This window comes from Chitinibacter sp. GC72 (assembly GCF_009760905.1).
GTDB lineage: Bacteria > Pseudomonadota > Gammaproteobacteria > Burkholderiales > Chitinibacteraceae > Chitinibacter.
Window position 1 is genome coordinate 25,682 of sequence record NZ_VIRW01000014.1, and the last position, 16,048, is coordinate 41,729.

The 16,048-nt window shown below is 53.7% G+C and carries 12 protein-coding genes; 2 read left to right on the forward strand and 10 right to left on the reverse strand.

Going from position 1 to position 16,048, the window contains the following annotated elements; genetic code table 11:
* Positions 1–107: 107 nt before the first annotated feature.
* Both FLS37_RS17015 and FLS37_RS11815 read right to left on the reverse strand, forming a co-directional pair.
* Positions 108–1,583: a carbohydrate-binding protein gene (locus FLS37_RS17015; protein ID WP_157670151.1), complete on the reverse strand. Its 1,476-nt coding sequence runs from the start codon at positions 1,581–1,583 to the stop codon at positions 108–110.
* Positions 1,584–1,846: 263 nt separating this feature from the next.
* Positions 1,847–2,695: an AraC family transcriptional regulator gene (locus FLS37_RS11815; protein ID WP_157670152.1), complete on the reverse strand. Its 849-nt coding sequence runs from the start codon at positions 2,693–2,695 to the stop codon at positions 1,847–1,849.
* A gap of 334 nt (positions 2,696–3,029) precedes the next feature.
* On the opposite strand from FLS37_RS11815, the gene FLS37_RS11820 reads away from it, so the two are divergent.
* The gene (locus tag FLS37_RS11820; RefSeq protein ID WP_157670153.1) at positions 3,030–3,959 is read left to right on the forward strand and encodes a GGDEF domain-containing protein; all 930 of its coding nucleotides are present in this window, start codon (positions 3,030–3,032) and stop codon (positions 3,957–3,959) included.
* A gap of 121 nt (positions 3,960–4,080) precedes the next feature.
* On the opposite strand, the gene purD is transcribed toward FLS37_RS11820, so the two are convergent.
* The 4 genes from purD to dusB form a co-directional block, all read right to left on the reverse strand.
* The gene (gene purD, locus FLS37_RS11825; RefSeq protein ID WP_157670154.1) at positions 4,081–5,355 is read right to left on the reverse strand and encodes a phosphoribosylamine--glycine ligase; all 1,275 of its coding nucleotides are present in this window, start codon (positions 5,353–5,355) and stop codon (positions 4,081–4,083) included.
* Between the two features lie 653 nt (positions 5,356–6,008).
* On the reverse strand, positions 6,009–7,571 hold the full coding sequence (purH, locus tag FLS37_RS11830; RefSeq protein WP_157670155.1) for a bifunctional phosphoribosylaminoimidazolecarboxamide formyltransferase/IMP cyclohydrolase: 1,563 nt from the start codon (positions 7,569–7,571) through the stop codon (positions 6,009–6,011).
* A gap of 69 nt (positions 7,572–7,640) precedes the next feature.
* Entirely contained in the window at positions 7,641–7,880 is a 240-nt protein-coding gene (locus FLS37_RS11835) for a helix-turn-helix domain-containing protein (protein ID WP_157670156.1), read from the reverse strand.
* A gap of 22 nt (positions 7,881–7,902) precedes the next feature.
* Positions 7,903–8,922, reverse strand: a complete 1,020-nt coding sequence (dusB, locus tag FLS37_RS11840; RefSeq protein WP_157670157.1) for a tRNA dihydrouridine synthase DusB — start codon at positions 8,920–8,922, stop codon at positions 7,903–7,905.
* 294 nt (positions 8,923–9,216) lie between these two features.
* Between dusB and hemF the strand changes: the two genes are divergently transcribed.
* Positions 9,217–10,137 carry an oxygen-dependent coproporphyrinogen oxidase gene (hemF, locus tag FLS37_RS11845; RefSeq protein ID WP_157670158.1) on the forward strand — a complete coding sequence of 307 codons (921 nt, stop codon included), beginning with the start codon at positions 9,217–9,219 and terminating at the stop codon, positions 10,135–10,137.
* 6 nt (positions 10,138–10,143) lie between these two features.
* Here the strand turns inward: hemF and FLS37_RS11850 are convergent, their stop codons facing one another.
* From FLS37_RS11850 to FLS37_RS11865, 4 genes are read right to left on the reverse strand one after another with little or no spacing between them, the layout of a single operon-like run.
* Complete coding sequence (locus FLS37_RS11850) at positions 10,144–10,878, reverse strand: two-component system response regulator (RefSeq protein WP_157670159.1); 735 nt, start codon at positions 10,876–10,878, stop codon at positions 10,144–10,146.
* The gene (locus FLS37_RS11855) at positions 10,875–13,628 is read right to left on the reverse strand and encodes a response regulator (protein WP_157670160.1); all 2,754 of its coding nucleotides are present in this window, start codon (positions 13,626–13,628) and stop codon (positions 10,875–10,877) included. Before FLS37_RS11855 ends, FLS37_RS11850 begins: the two co-directional genes overlap by 4 nt.
* 11 nt (positions 13,629–13,639) lie before the next feature.
* Positions 13,640–14,896 (reverse strand): EAL domain-containing protein, encoded by a 1,257-nt coding sequence (locus FLS37_RS11860; RefSeq protein ID WP_157670161.1) that lies wholly within the window; start codon positions 14,894–14,896, stop codon positions 13,640–13,642.
* Positions 14,886–15,971 (reverse strand): chemotaxis response regulator protein-glutamate methylesterase, encoded by a 1,086-nt coding sequence (locus FLS37_RS11865; protein WP_157670162.1) that lies wholly within the window; start codon positions 15,969–15,971, stop codon positions 14,886–14,888. The genes FLS37_RS11860 and FLS37_RS11865 overlap by 11 nt, the downstream gene beginning before the upstream one ends.
* Positions 15,972–16,048 lie beyond the last annotated feature (77 nt).

Sequence of the window (16,048 nt, forward strand, 5' to 3'; positions counted from 1 at the left end):
TTCATCGGCGCTATCGAGGGTGCAGGTCGTAGGGCTAAGGTTTGGGGGGTGAAAACGGCACTCGAAGGTGCCGTCATCAGCTAGCGATGAGAATCGGCTTCAGCGGCTTATTTGAACGTGCCGAAAATATTGCTGAACGCCCAGTTTTGCTGCGCAATACCGCTGCATTGCCAGTTGGCGGTGCTATTGCCTGCACAATTGCCGTTATCGCGACCGAGCGACCAGAATGCCAAACGCCCCATGCCTTTTTGTTGCGCGAAATTTGTCAGAATTTGCGCGTCGTTTAGCGTGAAGATTTCGGCTGGTGTGTCGTTCTGACCAATCATTGCTGTCGCGCCCATCATTGCCCAGTATTGGGCGTCGGTTTTGCCTGGCCACAGTGTTTTGACCTGGTTAAAGACGTTTTGCAGCGCCAGAACCGAGCGATTGCCCATTTGCGTGCCTGATACGCCGTCGTAGAAATCCATCACCATCGGATTGACGACGTCGACTTCAACGCCAGCTGCTTTGGCCGATTGCAGTACGTACAGATTGGCTGCATCGAGACCGGTGTCTGGATGAACGCCGATAGTGTAGGAGGTCACTAGTTTTTTGCCGCGTGCCTTGAAGTTGTCTTGCAGGATTTTCAGAGCAGCATTGCGGCGATCGACGATGGCTGGCTCCAGATTGTTGTAAACGTCACCCGCTTCTGGATCGAGGTCGAAATGGTCGGCGCCAAATTTATCCAATACACCTTGATACACGGCCGCCAAACTAGCTGCCGTCGTGCAGCGACGCGCCAGATCATTGGCATTCCAGCCGCCAGTGACCACAATCACATCGCCACCGAGTGCACGCAGACCTTGCACTTTTGACAGCAGGCCGTTTTCATCGCTAGGCCAGGTGCCCGAGCAAGCGCCGTTTGAATTGTAAAACGCGAGCGAGATGTATTTTTGGCCTGTTGCTTGTGACCAGCCGACCAGATCGGAAGCGCCGCTAACGTCAACATACGGCGCAAATTTAAACTTGGCACTACCTACAGGTGTGGCGGTGGGCGTTGGAGTTGGTGTGGTACCGACTGGCGTTGCTGTTGGTGATGGCGTGGGCGTCGCGTTGCCCGAGCATGGGCCTAAATCAGTCCATGGCAGGCCTGAGCCGACATTGCTGGATGGGATATTATTTTGTGTCCACCAGTTTGCCTGGTAGTTGCGGCCGTCGTAGCTGACTTTTTGGCCACCGGTATACGCGATGTTGTTATTCCAAGCTGCATTCGTGCAGGTATTGCCGCTAAGGGGGGAGGCTGTTGGTGTTGGGCTGGCCGTTGGTACGGGGGTTGGCGTGGCTGGTGGTGCAGTGACAACTGGCGTTGCGGTCGGTGCCGGAGTTGCAGTTCCTGACGTTTGCAGCAACCACGGGCCCCATTGCTCTGCGCCAGGAACATTGCCCTGGGTCCACCACTGTGCTTTGTAATCTTTGCCGCCGTAGCTGACGATTTCGCCGCCAGTGTAAACAGTCGTGTTATTCCACGCTGGCGCAGCCAATGCCTGTACTGAACAGATTGCGGCGGGGATAGCCGCCAACATCCAACGATTCATGGTTGACATCAAGTTCTCTCCATCCTAATTCTGAGGCTTTGGTGAGCCGCCGGAACTGGTTTTTTTTATTTGTGATTAAATGAGGGCACTCAGAGGCATGTCGATACGCACACGCTCCGCAGGCCATGTAGCGGCAGAATGATTTCATTGTTTCTGCCTTACACGCAGAAACAATACGAGATATGCCCGGATGAGGGAATAGCCGAATCTGCTGTAGCTACATGTCCGAATACTACTTCGGCATGTTGCAGGCAGATGGCAAGTTGAGCTGCTTATTTGACCAGTTCGCTAGGTGGAATGCCGAAATGAGCGCGAAAACGGCGTGAAAAACTGGCCGCTTCTTCGTAGCCCATGAGGTGAGCTACTTCACTCACGGTGAAATTGCCGTTCGCGAGCAACTCCCGAGCGCGCAGCATTCTTTCTTGAATAATCAGTTGCTGCGGTGATTGGCCTAGATGCTTGAGGCATAAACGCTGAAAATGTGTTGCGCTAACGCCATATTGGCGCGCCAGACTATCAACGCGCCAGCCATGGGCCGGATCGAAACGGATGCGTTCAAACATATGGCGCAGGCGATTGGGTAAATCGTCGTCCATCACGGCATTACTCAACATGCGCTGCAGTAAATCCATGACCAAGACCAGTGAGGATGCGCTTTGCGATTTGTCTTCGATTCGCGCTTCATAGCACAGCGTATGCATTGCATAGAACAGGCTGTGGGCGTATTGGACTGAACGCACGCTGGCCCGAGGGGCTTTAAATGCGGCCCAGCGTGGTGCGTCATCCAGTAAAAACCAGGCGAAGCGCCAGCATTCGCTGGCCCGGCGCAAACCACGCTGACCATAGGCGGGCAGAATGCCGAGCTGATTGGGGCCCAGAGCCAGCACCTGATCGCCGTCGATGATTTCGCCCTGACCTTCAACGCCGATCAATAAAACATGGAACGGTGCTCTATCGCGCTCGATATTAAACAAGCCCTGTGCTTCGGAAAACCCCATCAACAGCACATTGTAGTTTTCCAGCAGATTCAACGCAGGATAGGCGTGAAAATCCTGCATCCCCACGTCCATTTGCATGGTTTCGGGGCCGATATCAAACTTCTCCTGATAAATCATGGACATGGTTCAGCGCATCCAAATTCGATAGGCATCAGACTCAGCGATTCCTGCGTTGCATGCAATTTTTTATTTAAATTGTTGTAAATGCAGTGCCTGAGAAAAGCTGCCGATTGACCGGATTAGGCGCTGATTCGTCGCTTGGATTTGAAGCTGTTGTCTGTTTGGGTTCAAAGTCTGGATTTAGCCCTAGGGCTAGATCATACTTACAAGCGATGCGAAGCAATCTCAAACCTCATTTCAGGTGGACCTATAGCGCGCAAGAAGACGTGATTCCTACTCTGGCGAACGCACTTGAATCGGAAAAACTTTCGAGGGCGTAATACGGCAATTACTGTCCATGCTGGAGCTGGTCACCGATCTTGAATCGACTTATTTAACCCAGATTGATTTGAATGAAGGTTTGCAAAACATCCTTTTTTCCAGAAACAGCAAGTCATTGCAAATCCCCGAAGGTTTATCAATCCCTTGGGGGGATACTTTGTGTAAACGGGCGCTGGATGAAAAAACTCCGTATACCAATGATGTCGCCAATAACTGTGGCGATTCGGTCGCGGCAAAAGCTTTGGGTATCATCACCTATGCCTGCACGCCCATTTATCTGGAAGACGGTAACTTGTACGGTACATTATGCGCTGCCAGTTCCGAGCAAAAACCGATTAGCGTGAAAGGGCAGCAATTCTTGCCGCTCTTTGCCCAATTAATCTCGCAATACGTGCAGAAAGAGCAATTATTGCTGCAATTGCAGTTGGCTAATTCTACGTTAACGCTGTATTCCTATACCGATCCATTGACCGGCTTGCATAATCGGCGCGCCATCATGGACGAACTTCCCCGAATGCTTGCACAAGCCCAGCGCACAGCGCAAAACATAGTGGTTATCTTTGTCGATCTGGACGGTTTCAAACAAATCAACGATTTGTATGGCCATGATGCGGGTGATGCTTTCCTCGTCGAGGCTGGGCTGCGTCTCACGGCAGGATTGCGCGCGGGGGATTTAGTTGGGCGCTTGGGTGGCGACGAGTTTATTATTGCGGGTCTGGTGTCTGTAGCGATTTCAGAAACCGATGACATTATTGCTGCCTTGAAGGCGCGCATTTTCCCCTTGCTTGTGGGCAAGTATGATTTGGGAAGCACACAGCTCGATTATCTTGGTGTGGGTCTCGGCATTGTGGTGCTCGATCCACGCAGCTATACGCCCCAGCAGGCCATTCAACTGGCCGATGCTGCAATGTATATTGATAAACAACGGCGCAAGCGCGCCATGTAACAGTGCAAACTGGGCTCTACAGGTGTTTGCCGCTGGATAATTCTATTCTGCTGAGCTAGTTCTACGTCAGTCAAGAAAAAAGCCACGGTCAATCCGTGGCTTTTTTGTCGGGAAAAGCATTTTACTTGCGGTTGATGGCGCGCCATGCGATGTCGCTGCGGTATTGTGCGCCGTCAAAATGGATGCCTTCCAGTATTTCATACGCGCGTTTTTGTGCCATTTTGTAGCTGTCGCCAAAGGCGGTCACACAGAGTACGCGCCCGCCGCTGGTGACGGGTTGGCCGTCGGCGTTCAGTGCCGTACCCGCGTGGAAAACGTGGCCGTCTTCCAGCTCGCCCGGTAAACCGCTAATCACATCGCCTTTGCGTGGCGTTTCCGGGTAATTGGCCGCAGCCATCACAATGCCCAGCGCAACGCGGCGATCCCATTCGCATTCGATCTGGTCGAGCGTGCCGTTCACGCCGTGTTCGATCAGCGTGACGAAATCGGACTTCAGACGCAACATAATCGGCTGGGTTTCCGGGTCGCCAAAGCGGCAGTTAAATTCCAGCGTTTTCAGGCTGCCGTCTTCAGATACCATCAGTCCGGCGTACAGAAAGCCGGTGTATTCGATGCCGTCTTTGGCCATGCCTTGCACGGTAGGGATAATCACTTCGCGTAATGCCCGGGCATGTATTTCCGGCGTCACCACAGGAGCCGGGCTATACGCGCCCATACCCCCAGTATTAGGGCCTTCGTCGCCATCGAGCAGGCGTTTGTGATCCTGGCTTGAAGCCATGGCCAGCACGTTTTTGCCATCGACCATCACGATAAAGCTGGCTTCTTCGCCGGTGAGGAATTCTTCAATCACCACGCGCGCGCCAGCGTCACCGAGTTTGTTATCCGACAACATCGCGTCAACTGCGTCGTGCGCCTCTGTCAGCGTCATTGCCACAACTACGCCTTTACCAGCGGCTAGGCCGTCAGCCTTGATCACGATCGGCGCGCCTTTGGCGTCGATGTAGGCGTGGGCTTTGGCCGCATCGGCAAAGGTTTCGTAATCGGCAGTTGGGATGCCGTGGCGTTTCATAAACGCTTTGGCAAAGTCTTTGGATGATTCAAGCTGTGCACCGGCTTGCGTTGGGCCAAAGATTTTCAGGCCAGCGGCGCGGAAGGCATCCACCACGCCTTGCGACAAGGGCGCTTCCGGGCCAACGACGGTGAGCGCGATGTTTTCGGTTTTGGCAAATTCCACCAGCGCAGCAATATCGGTGATATTGACGTTGGTGAGCGTTTTATCGAGCGCAGTGCCCGCATTGCCCGGTGCAACAAAGACTTTGCTTGCGCGTTCCGATTGCGCCAGCTTCCACGCCAGTGCGTGTTCGCGGCCGCCAGAGCCGATGACCAGAATATTCATGTTTGATTCCTTGTGTGAGGCCAGCTGTTCAGCTGCGGCCTGTAACGATGTAGTAATTCTTACCTGAATCAGCCATGGCTGATTGTGTTTTTCTTGGTCATGTTCAGATTACGTGTTGATCACGCGTAGGGTGGGTTAGGCCGCCACTATCTTGCTTAAAGCGACAAAGGCTTTTCGGCCGTAACCCACCGTGGCGCAGCACTTTTTTATATCGCGTCCCGGTGGGTACGCGGCATTAAACCGCCTAACCCACCCCACGAATATCGTTTTTCATCGTTAAATCACAATATTCGGCCATATCAACACTCTATCTAAATATTCCTTTGGGGGTATATCAATGCAGGCCATTTAATCATTGGTCTGTATGGATATACCTTCAAATTAATTTTTCAGCTCAAACGCCATTCCAGCCTGTGCCGGAATGGCGAATTTTATATCTTTCAATTCTTGCGCGAGCACTTTGCTGGCACGAAGCAAGTGGCGACGTGTACTTTATATACACGAGTCGCGTAGCGACAAAACCAGCGCGGCGCGCAGCCAAAAATCTTAATTAGCGAGCGAAATGCGGATGGGCAAGGAATCGGATTGCGACGTGTACGTCGAGTACACGAGCGATCCGATGACGAAGTCCAAACGCATTGCAGCCGATAATTTTAGTGACGGAAGTGGCGAATACCGGTCATCACCATCGCAATACCATGCTCATCCGCCGCAGCAATCACTTCTTCATCACGCAAAGAGCCACCTGGCTGGATAATCGCCGATACGCCGTTTTCAGCAATCACATCCACGCCGTCGCGGAACGGGAAGAAGGCGTCAGACGCCGCTACCGAGCCACGCAATTCCAAGCCCGCGCTGCGCGCTTTGATCGCGGCGATTTTGGTTGAATCAACACGGCTCATTTGGCCCGCGCCAATGCCGAGGGTTTGGCCTTTGCCGCAGAACACAATCGCGTTTGATTTAACGAATTTGGCTACATTCCATGCGAACAGCAGGTCTTTCAATTGTTGATCGTTCGGGTGCAACTTGGTCACCACTTTCAGATCGGCCAAAGTCAAAGCGTGGACGTCTGGCGTTTGCACCAGCAAGCCGCCGCCAACACGTTTCAGATCAAAACGGTTTTCGCCGCTTTCGATTGCCACTTCCAGTACGCGTACGTTCTGTTTTTTCGCCACGAGTGCCAGCGCTTCCGGCGTGTAGCCCGGTGCGATCAATACTTCGAGGAACTGCGCCGAAACGGCTTCAAGCGTGTCAACGTCCACTACCTTGTTAAACGCAATAATGCCGCCGAAGGCGCTGGTGGTGTCGGTGGTAAATGCGGTGCGATAGGCGGTGTAGAGGTCTTTCGCCACCGCAACGCCACATGGGTTGGCGTGTTTGACGATCACGCAAGCTGGCTCTTCAAACTGCTTCACGCATTCCCACGCGGCGTCCGAGTCGGCGATATTGTTGTAGCTCAGCTCTTTGCCTTGGTATTGCTTGTAGTTCGCCAGGCTGCCGGCCGCTGGATCAAGGTCGCGGTAGAACGCGGCTGACTGGTGTGGGTTTTCACCGTAACGCATGTCTTGCACTTTTTCGAACTGCAAGTTCAGACGAGTTGGGTAAGCGGCTTTTTCGCCATCGCTCGTCAATGCCGTCAGGTAATTTGAAATTGCGCCGTCATATGCTGCGGTGTGGCTGAAGGCTTTTTTCGCAAGGTTTTTGCGCGTTGCCAAAGTCAGGCCGCCTTCGTTGGCTTGCATTTCAGCGATCAGGTCGCTGTAGTCGGCTGCATCGGTCACGATGGCAACGTGAGCGTGGTTTTTCGCTGCCGAGCGCACCATCGCCGGGCCGCCAATGTCTATGTTTTCGATGGCGTCTTCGTAGCTGCAGTTGGGCTTGGCAATCGTGGCTTCGAATGGGTACAAGTTCACGCACACCAAATCGATATTGCCGATGCCGTGCTCTTTCATCGTGTCAACGTGGCTGTCCAGATCGCGACGACCCAGAATACCGCCGTGGATTTTCGGGTGCAGCGTTTTTACTCGGCCATCGAGCATTTCCGGAAAGCCAGTGTAATCGGCGACTTCGATCACCGGAACGCCATTGTCGGCGAACAATTTGGCGGTGCCGCCAGTCGACAGGATTTCAACGCCTTGCGCTGCGAGCGCTTGGGCGAATTCAAGTACACCAGTTTTATCTGATACGCTGATTAGCGCGCGAGTGATTTTGCTCATCGTTTTTCCTTGTTGAATGTGAGGAGTGAGGGGTAAGGAGTGGAGGCATTACACCTCTCTCCACGTGCCTCACAGCAAGTCGTAGGTTTGTAATTTTTTACGCAGGGTATTGCGGTTAATGCCCAGCATTTCTGCGGCCTGGGTCTGATTACCCCCAACCCGTTCCAGTACTTCGATTAGCAAAGGCTTTTCCATCCGGCCCAGCACCATGTCGTACAAGGCGCTCGGTGGCTCACCATCGAGATCGTTGAAGTATTGCGCGAGCGATTCTTTAATCGCGATGGCAATCACATCGTTGGATGCATTCATAAAACTTCCTATTTTTGTTTTTTTATTGCGCGTCAACGACAGCGCTAATTTCCTGGTACTGCAACCGTTCGCCAAACTGCAGCAAATGGTCAAAAAACTGGCGGGTAAATGCCGCTTGCGCCGCGGTGCTTTCCTCGGCGTACATGGCCTGCCTGAATTCATTACTACCGTGCAGGCCTTTGGTATACCAGGCAATGTGTTTGCGCGCGATACGACAGCCCGAGTATTCGCCGTAAAAGGCATATAAATCGTCCAGATGCCCGAGGAGTACATCGCGAATCTCGATCACTTGCGGCGCGGGGAGTTCTTCACCGGTGGCGAGGTAGTGAGCGATTTCGCGGAAAATCCACGGGCGGCCTTGGGCGGCGCGGCCGATCATAATTGCGTCGGCGCCAGTGCTATTGAGGACGTGTGCCGCTTTTTGCGGGCTATCGATGTCGCCATTGGCGATCACCGGAATTGAAATTGAATTTTTGACTTCGCGTATCAGCTCGTAGCGCGCGTTGCCGTTATACATATCTTCGCGCGTGCGGCCATGAATCGCCAAGGCGGCGATGCCAGCTTGCTCGGCGCGTTGGGCGACGCGGATGATGTTTTCTGCACCATTGGCAAAGCCGAGCCGAGTTTTGAGCGTAACGGGGACTTCGACCGCATCAACCACGGCATCCAGAATCTCACCGACCAGTTTTTCATCTTGCAATAAGGCCGATCCGGCGAGCTTATTGCAGACTTTTTTCACCGGGCAGCCCATATTGATGTCGATAATTTGTGCGCCATTGGCAACCTGATAGCGGGCGGCTTCAGCCAGCGCAGCCGGATCGGAGCCCGCAATTTGCGCTGAAATCGGCGCGAGTTCGCCGTCGAAATTGGCGCGATTGAGTGATTTTTTAGCTGTACGCAGCGACTGATCGCTGGTGATCATTTCCGATACGGCGTGACCCGCGCCAAACTTTTTGCACAGTTGGCGAAATGGCTTATCCGTCACCCCGGCCATCGGCGCGACGATCAGATTATTTTTGAGCTGATAGGGGCCAATTTGCATAGTCGGGGTGCACAACAAAACGTCAGGAAAGATTACCTTTCGGGCCGCTTTGGCGCTCGCTTTCACGGGGAAATCAGGGAAGGCGCGGATTGTACCGCCTGACTAAAAAATAGGCAATCAGAAAGAAGGGGTATTCAAAATACCAGCCATGGTATGGCCATGCAGGCTAAATCGGGCTTTGATTTGCTGGCAATACGGCACGTCATTTTTTTGTACAACCGCGCAAGGCTGGAGCGCGAACGATGCGGCAGGTATCATGCAGCCACCTTCGATTGTTGCCTGCGGACAAACGCTATGAATATCACTGCTGTGAAAGACTATTTGCTGACCTTGCAGCAAAACATTGTGGCTACGCTGGAAAATCTGGATGGCCAATGCTTTCGCACCGATAGCTGGGAGCGCCCGGAGGGCGGTGGCGGCATTAGCCGTCTAATTGAAGGCGGTGCATTATTCGAGCGCGGCGGGGTGAACTTTTCGCATGTGATGGGGGCGCAATTGCCGCCATCGGCCAGCGCCCACCGCCCCGAGCTGGCGGGCCGTGCATGGGAAGCGATGGGGGTATCGCTGGTGCTGCACCCGCGCAACCCCTACATCCCGACCGTGCATATGAATGTGCGTTTCTTTATTGCCAAGCCATCCGAGGCCAACGCAGATGCAGCCCAGCAGGCGAAGCCAATTTTCTGGTTTGGTGGTGGTATGGATTTAACTCCCTACTATGGTCATCTCGACGATGCCAAGCACTTTCACCAAAGCTGCAAAGACGCACTCGATCCATTTGGTGGCGAGCTGTATCCCAAATTCAAAGACTGGTGCGATAAATACTTCTTCCTGAAGCACCGCAACGAAGCGCGCGGTGTGGGTGGGATTTTCTTTGATGATTTTTCCGAGCTGGGTTTTGATGACTCGCTCGCTATGCTGCAGTCGGTGGGTGATGCCTTTCTGAAAGCGTATGTGCCGATTGTCGAGCGTCGGCGCGATTGCGAATACGGCGAGCGTGAGCGTGATTGGCAAGCTTATCGCCGTGGGCGTTATGTGGAATTTAATCTGGTGTGGGATCGCGGAACCTTGTTTGGCCTGCAATCAGGTGGACGCACCGAATCTATCCTGATGTCGATGCCGCCGGTGGCCAACTGGCGCTACGATTATCACCCCGCAGCGGGCAGCCCGGAGGCTGCGCTATACACCGATTTCTTGCCGCATCGCGATTGGCTTTAAGGTATTTCAAGGCAAATGAAACAGCTCGTTCAATTGTGCCTTGGCCTTGAGCGGAGCCTGTGCGGCCAGTTGTTGCTCAAGCTGCTCAAGCACGACGGATGGGATGATTTGTGCTAGTGGTTTGCGGTATTGGGCCAGAAAGTCATCCGCCTGCGCGTCTTGCTGCTCAAGTAGCAGGGCAAACTGGCGCAATAAGGCAATCGGGCTATTGGTGCTGGCCGACTCTGCCAGAGCTGGTATGGCAGGCGTGACGGTTTCATCCTCCGTCGTGCTGGCGGCTTCAGTGGCTGAACCCGATACGGCATCAAGGCTAACGCGCAATTGCTGGTTTTCCGCTTCAAGTAGCTGGATTTTCCGTCTCAAGCTCATATGCACTGCAACGCGCGAGAGCAAGATGGCCGGAAATATGGGTTTGACGATGAAATCGGTCGCACCCAGCGCCAGCCCCATTGCGACGTCCTGATTTTCCGAAATACTACTGAGAAAAATAATCGGAATATCGGCCAGGCTGGGCGTTTCCCGAATGCGCTGGCAGGTTTCATACCCGCCCATTTCCGGCATCAGCACATCCATCAGAATCAGGTCGGGGTAGGGTGGTTTGGCGAGGATTTCCAACGCATTTATGCCATTGGTGGCGATCTGGGTTTTGTAATTGTCTTTCAGCAAGGTCGTTAGCAAGCTCAGGACATCGGGTGTGTCATCGACAATCAGAATGGTTTGTCTTTCCAGCATATTGCTCATTCTTGTGCCTTTCCATCGTGATTAGAGAGTTTGCCCAGCGCATTCGTAAGCAGTGAGAGCGCGGCTTTGAATTGGTATTGTTCAATATAGTGATGCATTTGAGTCACTGTATCAGCGGACAACAGCCCCAGCTTGGCTTCGATTGATCTGAAGTAATCGCCCGATTCGCCATCTTGCCGCTCCAGCATGCTGGCAAGCTGCTGCAAAATGCCGATGGTTTCTTCCACCGTGCTGTGATCCCATTGCACTGCTTCGCTGGCTGGCAGACCAAGCATGTCCTGAGCGAGCGCGCCAAGTCGCGTTTCCAGCTCTGCCAGCTCAGCTTCTAGCTCAGTTTCCAATGAAGGCTCTGTGCCATGCTGGCGCAAGCGCTCCTCGATCAACTGCGCTTGTTGCTGGACGTGCTCGGCACCAATATTGCCTGCCACGCCTTTCAGAGTATGCGCTAGGCGCAAGGCAGATGATGTGTCGTGACTACCCAAGGCCTGACGTATATCGGCGGCGGCATTGAGCTGGGTGCGCGCAAAGCGCTGCAGCAAATCCAGATACAGTGCGTGATTACCCGCTACACGCTCCAGCGCCCGCTCGGTATCGAGCTGGCTTAGGCAGTTGAACCATTCAGGTGTGGTTTTGAGCTGGGTGCCGGGTTGTGGCGGCGTGAGCTTGAGCCATTGTTGCAGGACCCGGAACATGCGCTCGGGGTCGATGGGTTTGGCTAGATGATCGTTCATGCCATCTTTGAGGCAGCGCTCTTTTTCTTCGGCAAAGGCATGTGCGGTCATCGCGATAATCGGCAAATGGTCGTAGGCGTGATCCTGCCGTATCAGCTGGCTGGCCTGATGACCGTCCATGACCGGCATTTGCAAATCCATCAGCACCAGACTGTAATAATCTGGCGCTGCGGCACGGATTTTATCCAGTGCTTCTTGCCCGTGGTGGGCAATGCTGACTTGAGCCCCGCTGGCATGCAGTAATTCGGTGGCGATTTGCTGGTTGATGTCGTTGTCTTCCACCAGCAGGATATGCGCGCCAGTCAGATCGGGCAATTGCTCGCCACTGCTCTGGCGGAGACGGTGCTCGTTGGGTGTGTGCAGCAGCGTCAGTAGGGTATTAAATAGGGCTGACGGATTCAACGGTTTGGGCAAAATGGCATCAGCCTTGGTGTTGCTATGGTGCGCTGTGCCCGTGTCGTAGGCGGTGACCAGAACGGTTTTGGGTGGCGGGTTAAAGTGTGCGCGGATTTGCGCTATCAACGCCAGCCCGTCCATTTCCGGCATGATCCAGTCGGTAAAAACCAGCGAGTAGGGGGTCGTCTGAGCGGCAATCTCGATGGCGGCCAGTGCTTCGCTGGCTGATGAGGCTGTCTCAACCCAGAAAGGATAGACGCGCAATCCGGCAGACAGAATCTCGCGGGCTGCAGGATTGTCGTCAACCACCAGAATGCGCATGCCATCCAGATTACCGGGCAAGCCGGGTCGGGATGGCTGTTGTTCGGCGACGCCAAAAGTGCAGTCAAAACTGAAGCTTGAGCCTTGTCCAGGATGGCTCTCGACCCAGATATCACCGCCCATCAATTCAACCAGCCGCTTGCAAATCGACAAACCCAACCCTGTGCCGCCAAAACGGCGTGTGGTTGATTCATCAGCCTGGCTAAACGGTCTGAATAGTCTGCTGCATTGCTCGGTACTCATGCCAACGCCGGTATCACGGACGGTAAACAGCAGTTTGACCTGATTGGTGGCTGGAAAGTGGGCGATGCAGCTAATGTGCACTTCACCCTGCTCGGTAAACTTGATGGCATTGCTGACCAGATTGATTAGCACCTGACCCAGACGGGTCGGGTCGCCGTACAGGGTGCTGGGTACATCTGCCTGGAGCTCAAACAGGTATTCCAGATTTTTCTCATTGGCCTTGTGTTGCGTCATCGTTGCAACATGGCTCATGACATCGTCCAGATTAAACTGGGCATTTTCAATCACCATTTTGCCCGCTTCGATTTTGGATAAATCGAGCACATCATTGATCAATCCAAGCAAGGAGAGACCGGCGGAATGGATTTTTTGCAGATAATCGCGCTGTTGCGGGCTTAAATCGCTGCGTAATGCCAGATTGGCCAAGCCAATAATCGCATTCATCGGCGTACGGATTTCATGGCTCATATTGGCCAGAAAGGCACTTTTGGCCTGATTGGCGTCTTCAGCCAGTTGGCTGTTGCGGCGAAAATGGTAGGCAATACCCAGAAAGAAAATCAGCAGAATATTGAGCGCCAGCATTTGCGCGATGATAAATTTGGCTTCTTCACCCAGCTTTTGCTCAATATCGGCGTTATTGATCAGTAGCCGGATGGTGCCAATCGTGCCGTATGCAGCAGAGGTGATTTCAAATGTCTTGAGCTGCTTGGCCGCGCTGATTTGTCCGAAGCCATCCCGTATCTCGCCGTCGGCGCTACGGGTCAGCTCGATCATTTTGAATGAATCGGTATCGATGGCGATGGAATCGACAAAATGATTGTCCATTTCCGATAGCGTAACGCCACGTGCGGTTTTTTCGTCAAATCCCCAGATGGCGCTGGGCAGCGAGATGGACAGGCGATTCAGTATGCTTTTGCTGGCAATCGCTCGTTCATTGAGTAGGGCGGTTTTTTTCTGGGTGTAGTTATAAAAACCGGTGGCCGACAAGACCGCGCTGACCACCAGAATGGTGATAATGATGACGTCCAGATTGCTATTTTTTGCCGCTTTTCGCCACATAGTGAGCCTGACTAGGCGGATTTGCCGATATGGTTTGGCGCTCTCAACTCAGAGAGGCGTTGATTGTGGCCCTTGAGCCAGGTAAACAATTCCGCGGCCGGCATAGGTTTGGCAATAAAGTAGCCTTGGGCAATTTCGCAGCCAAACTGTTGCAATAAGCGCCAGTCTTCCAGCGTTTCAACGCCTTCGGCGACGGTTGACATGCCCAGCCGGTTCGCCATGTCGATGGCCGATTGCAAAATGATCGACAGGTTTTGCTGCTGGCAAGCGCCATTGACAAACGAGCGGTCAATTTTGAGCTCGGTAAACGGGATACGCGCCAATTGCTGCATGGATGAAAAACCGGTGCCGTAGTCGTCAATCGACAGGCCAAAGCCTTTGAGCCTGAGTCTGGCCAGGGTGCCCAGTGCGGCGGCCAGATTGTTGACGACCGAGCTTTCGGTGACTTCCCAGGTAATCTGTTCGTTTGAAATCCCGTGCAGTGCCGGGATTTTGGTGATTTCCTGGAAAAAATTGATCGAACTGAGCAGGCGCGGCGACAGATTGATGGCGTAGCTTAAATGCAGGCTGCGTTTATTCCAGGCTGCGCATTGCCGGATGGTTTGTTCGGCAATCGCCAGCGTGAGCAGACGGATAATCTGATCGGACTTTTCTGCCAGCGGAATAAAAAAATCCGGTGGAATCAAGCCCAGCTCCGGGTGCTGCCAGCGCGCCAGCGCTTCAACCCCCTTGATCAGCCCGGTGGCAATATCGACTTTGGGCTGAAAAAAAGGAACGATCTGGCCGTGTGCGATCGCTTCGATCAGATCTTCCTGCCGAAGCTGTGCGGTGATCGGCGAATGCTTGTGATGCGGTTGTCGTTGAAGCTGGCTCAAACCATTAAAGCTGGCGAGTAATTGCGCTGGATTGATTGGTTTTTTCAGGCTGCCCAGCAAGGGCTGCCCCAGCGCGGTAATCATGGTGCTCACGCTGCTAATCAGGCTTTCTTCCCGGCTTGACGCGATAATCAGCGGAATCTGGTAGTGTAATTCCTGCAATTTCTGGATCAGCTCGACACCATCCATGTCCGGCATTTCCAGATCAACCATCATGATGTCGGGTTGTTTTTTCAATAGCGCCAGTAGTTCGAGCGCCTCAAGGCCGTTGCCCGCCTGAAAAATCAAACGAATACCCAGCTTCTGACACATTTCGACGGCAAAGCTGCGCTGTAGCGGGCTGTCGTCGACGATCAGAATGCTTTTGCTCAACAACTCGTTGTTAGCGGCCATATTGCTCAATAACCTGTGAAATTTTGTCTAGGCTGACAACCTGCTTGATGCCGCCTAGTGCAATGGCTTCTTTGGGCATGCCAAATACCACGCAGCTGGCTTCATCCTGCGCATACGTGACTGCGCCGGTGTTGTGCATTTCCTTAATCCCGCGTGCGCCATCATCGCCCATGCCGGTCATGATGATGCCAATGGCATTTCTACCTGCGTTTTTGGCCACCGAGCGAAACAGCACATCAACCGAGGGGCGATGGCGCGATACCAGCGGGCCATCGATCACCTCGACGTAATACTGCGCGCCGCTGCGCTTGACCAGCATATGCTTGCCGCCGGGGGCGATCAGGGCGCGGCCGGGCACAATCCGGTCGTTGTTTTTGGCTTCAAAGACTTCAATTGCGCACAGGCTGTTGAGGCGATTGGCAAAGCTTTGCGTGAATTTTTCCGGCATATGCTGAACGATAACTAGGCCCGGGCAAGTGGCTGGCAGGGCGGTTAGAACCAGCTCCAGTGCTTGCGTGCCACCGGTTGAAGTGCCCAGAGCAATAATCTTTTCGGTGGTGGGCAAATGCTGGCTGCTCACTGGTGCGTCCATAATCGCGTCGGCAGTCAGCTTGGGGGCGTTCATTCTTTCCTGGCTGATTGCGCTGGTGCTGGGGCGAGCGCGTGCAATGCCTACTTTGGCCATTGCTGCTTCGCGAATGGCCGAGGTGAGTTGGTTGGCGCTTTCCTGCAGAAAATCGCGCAAGCCCAGCGTGGGCTTGGTAATGATGCTGATCGCGCCGGCGGCCATCGCCTCAATGGTAATGTCGGCTCCGCGCTCAGTGAGCGTTGAGCAAATCACCACCGGTGTTGGCCGGGTGCTCATGATTTGCTTTAAAAAGGTAATGCCGTCCATCCGGGGCATTTCAATATCCAGCAAGATGACGTCGGGCCACTGGTTCTGCATTTTGCTCATGGCAAAAATCGGGTCGGGTGCCGTGCCGATCACTTCAATATCACGATGCTTGAGCAATAAGTCCTGCATGACCTGACGCACCACCGATGAGTCGTCTACGATCAATACTTTGATAGTCATGGCTGAGCCTCTTTGTGGGCGATGTTTTTTTGTTTTGCTGAGTACTGGTGAGCAGGCCGGGGCGGCGTAAATGCGGT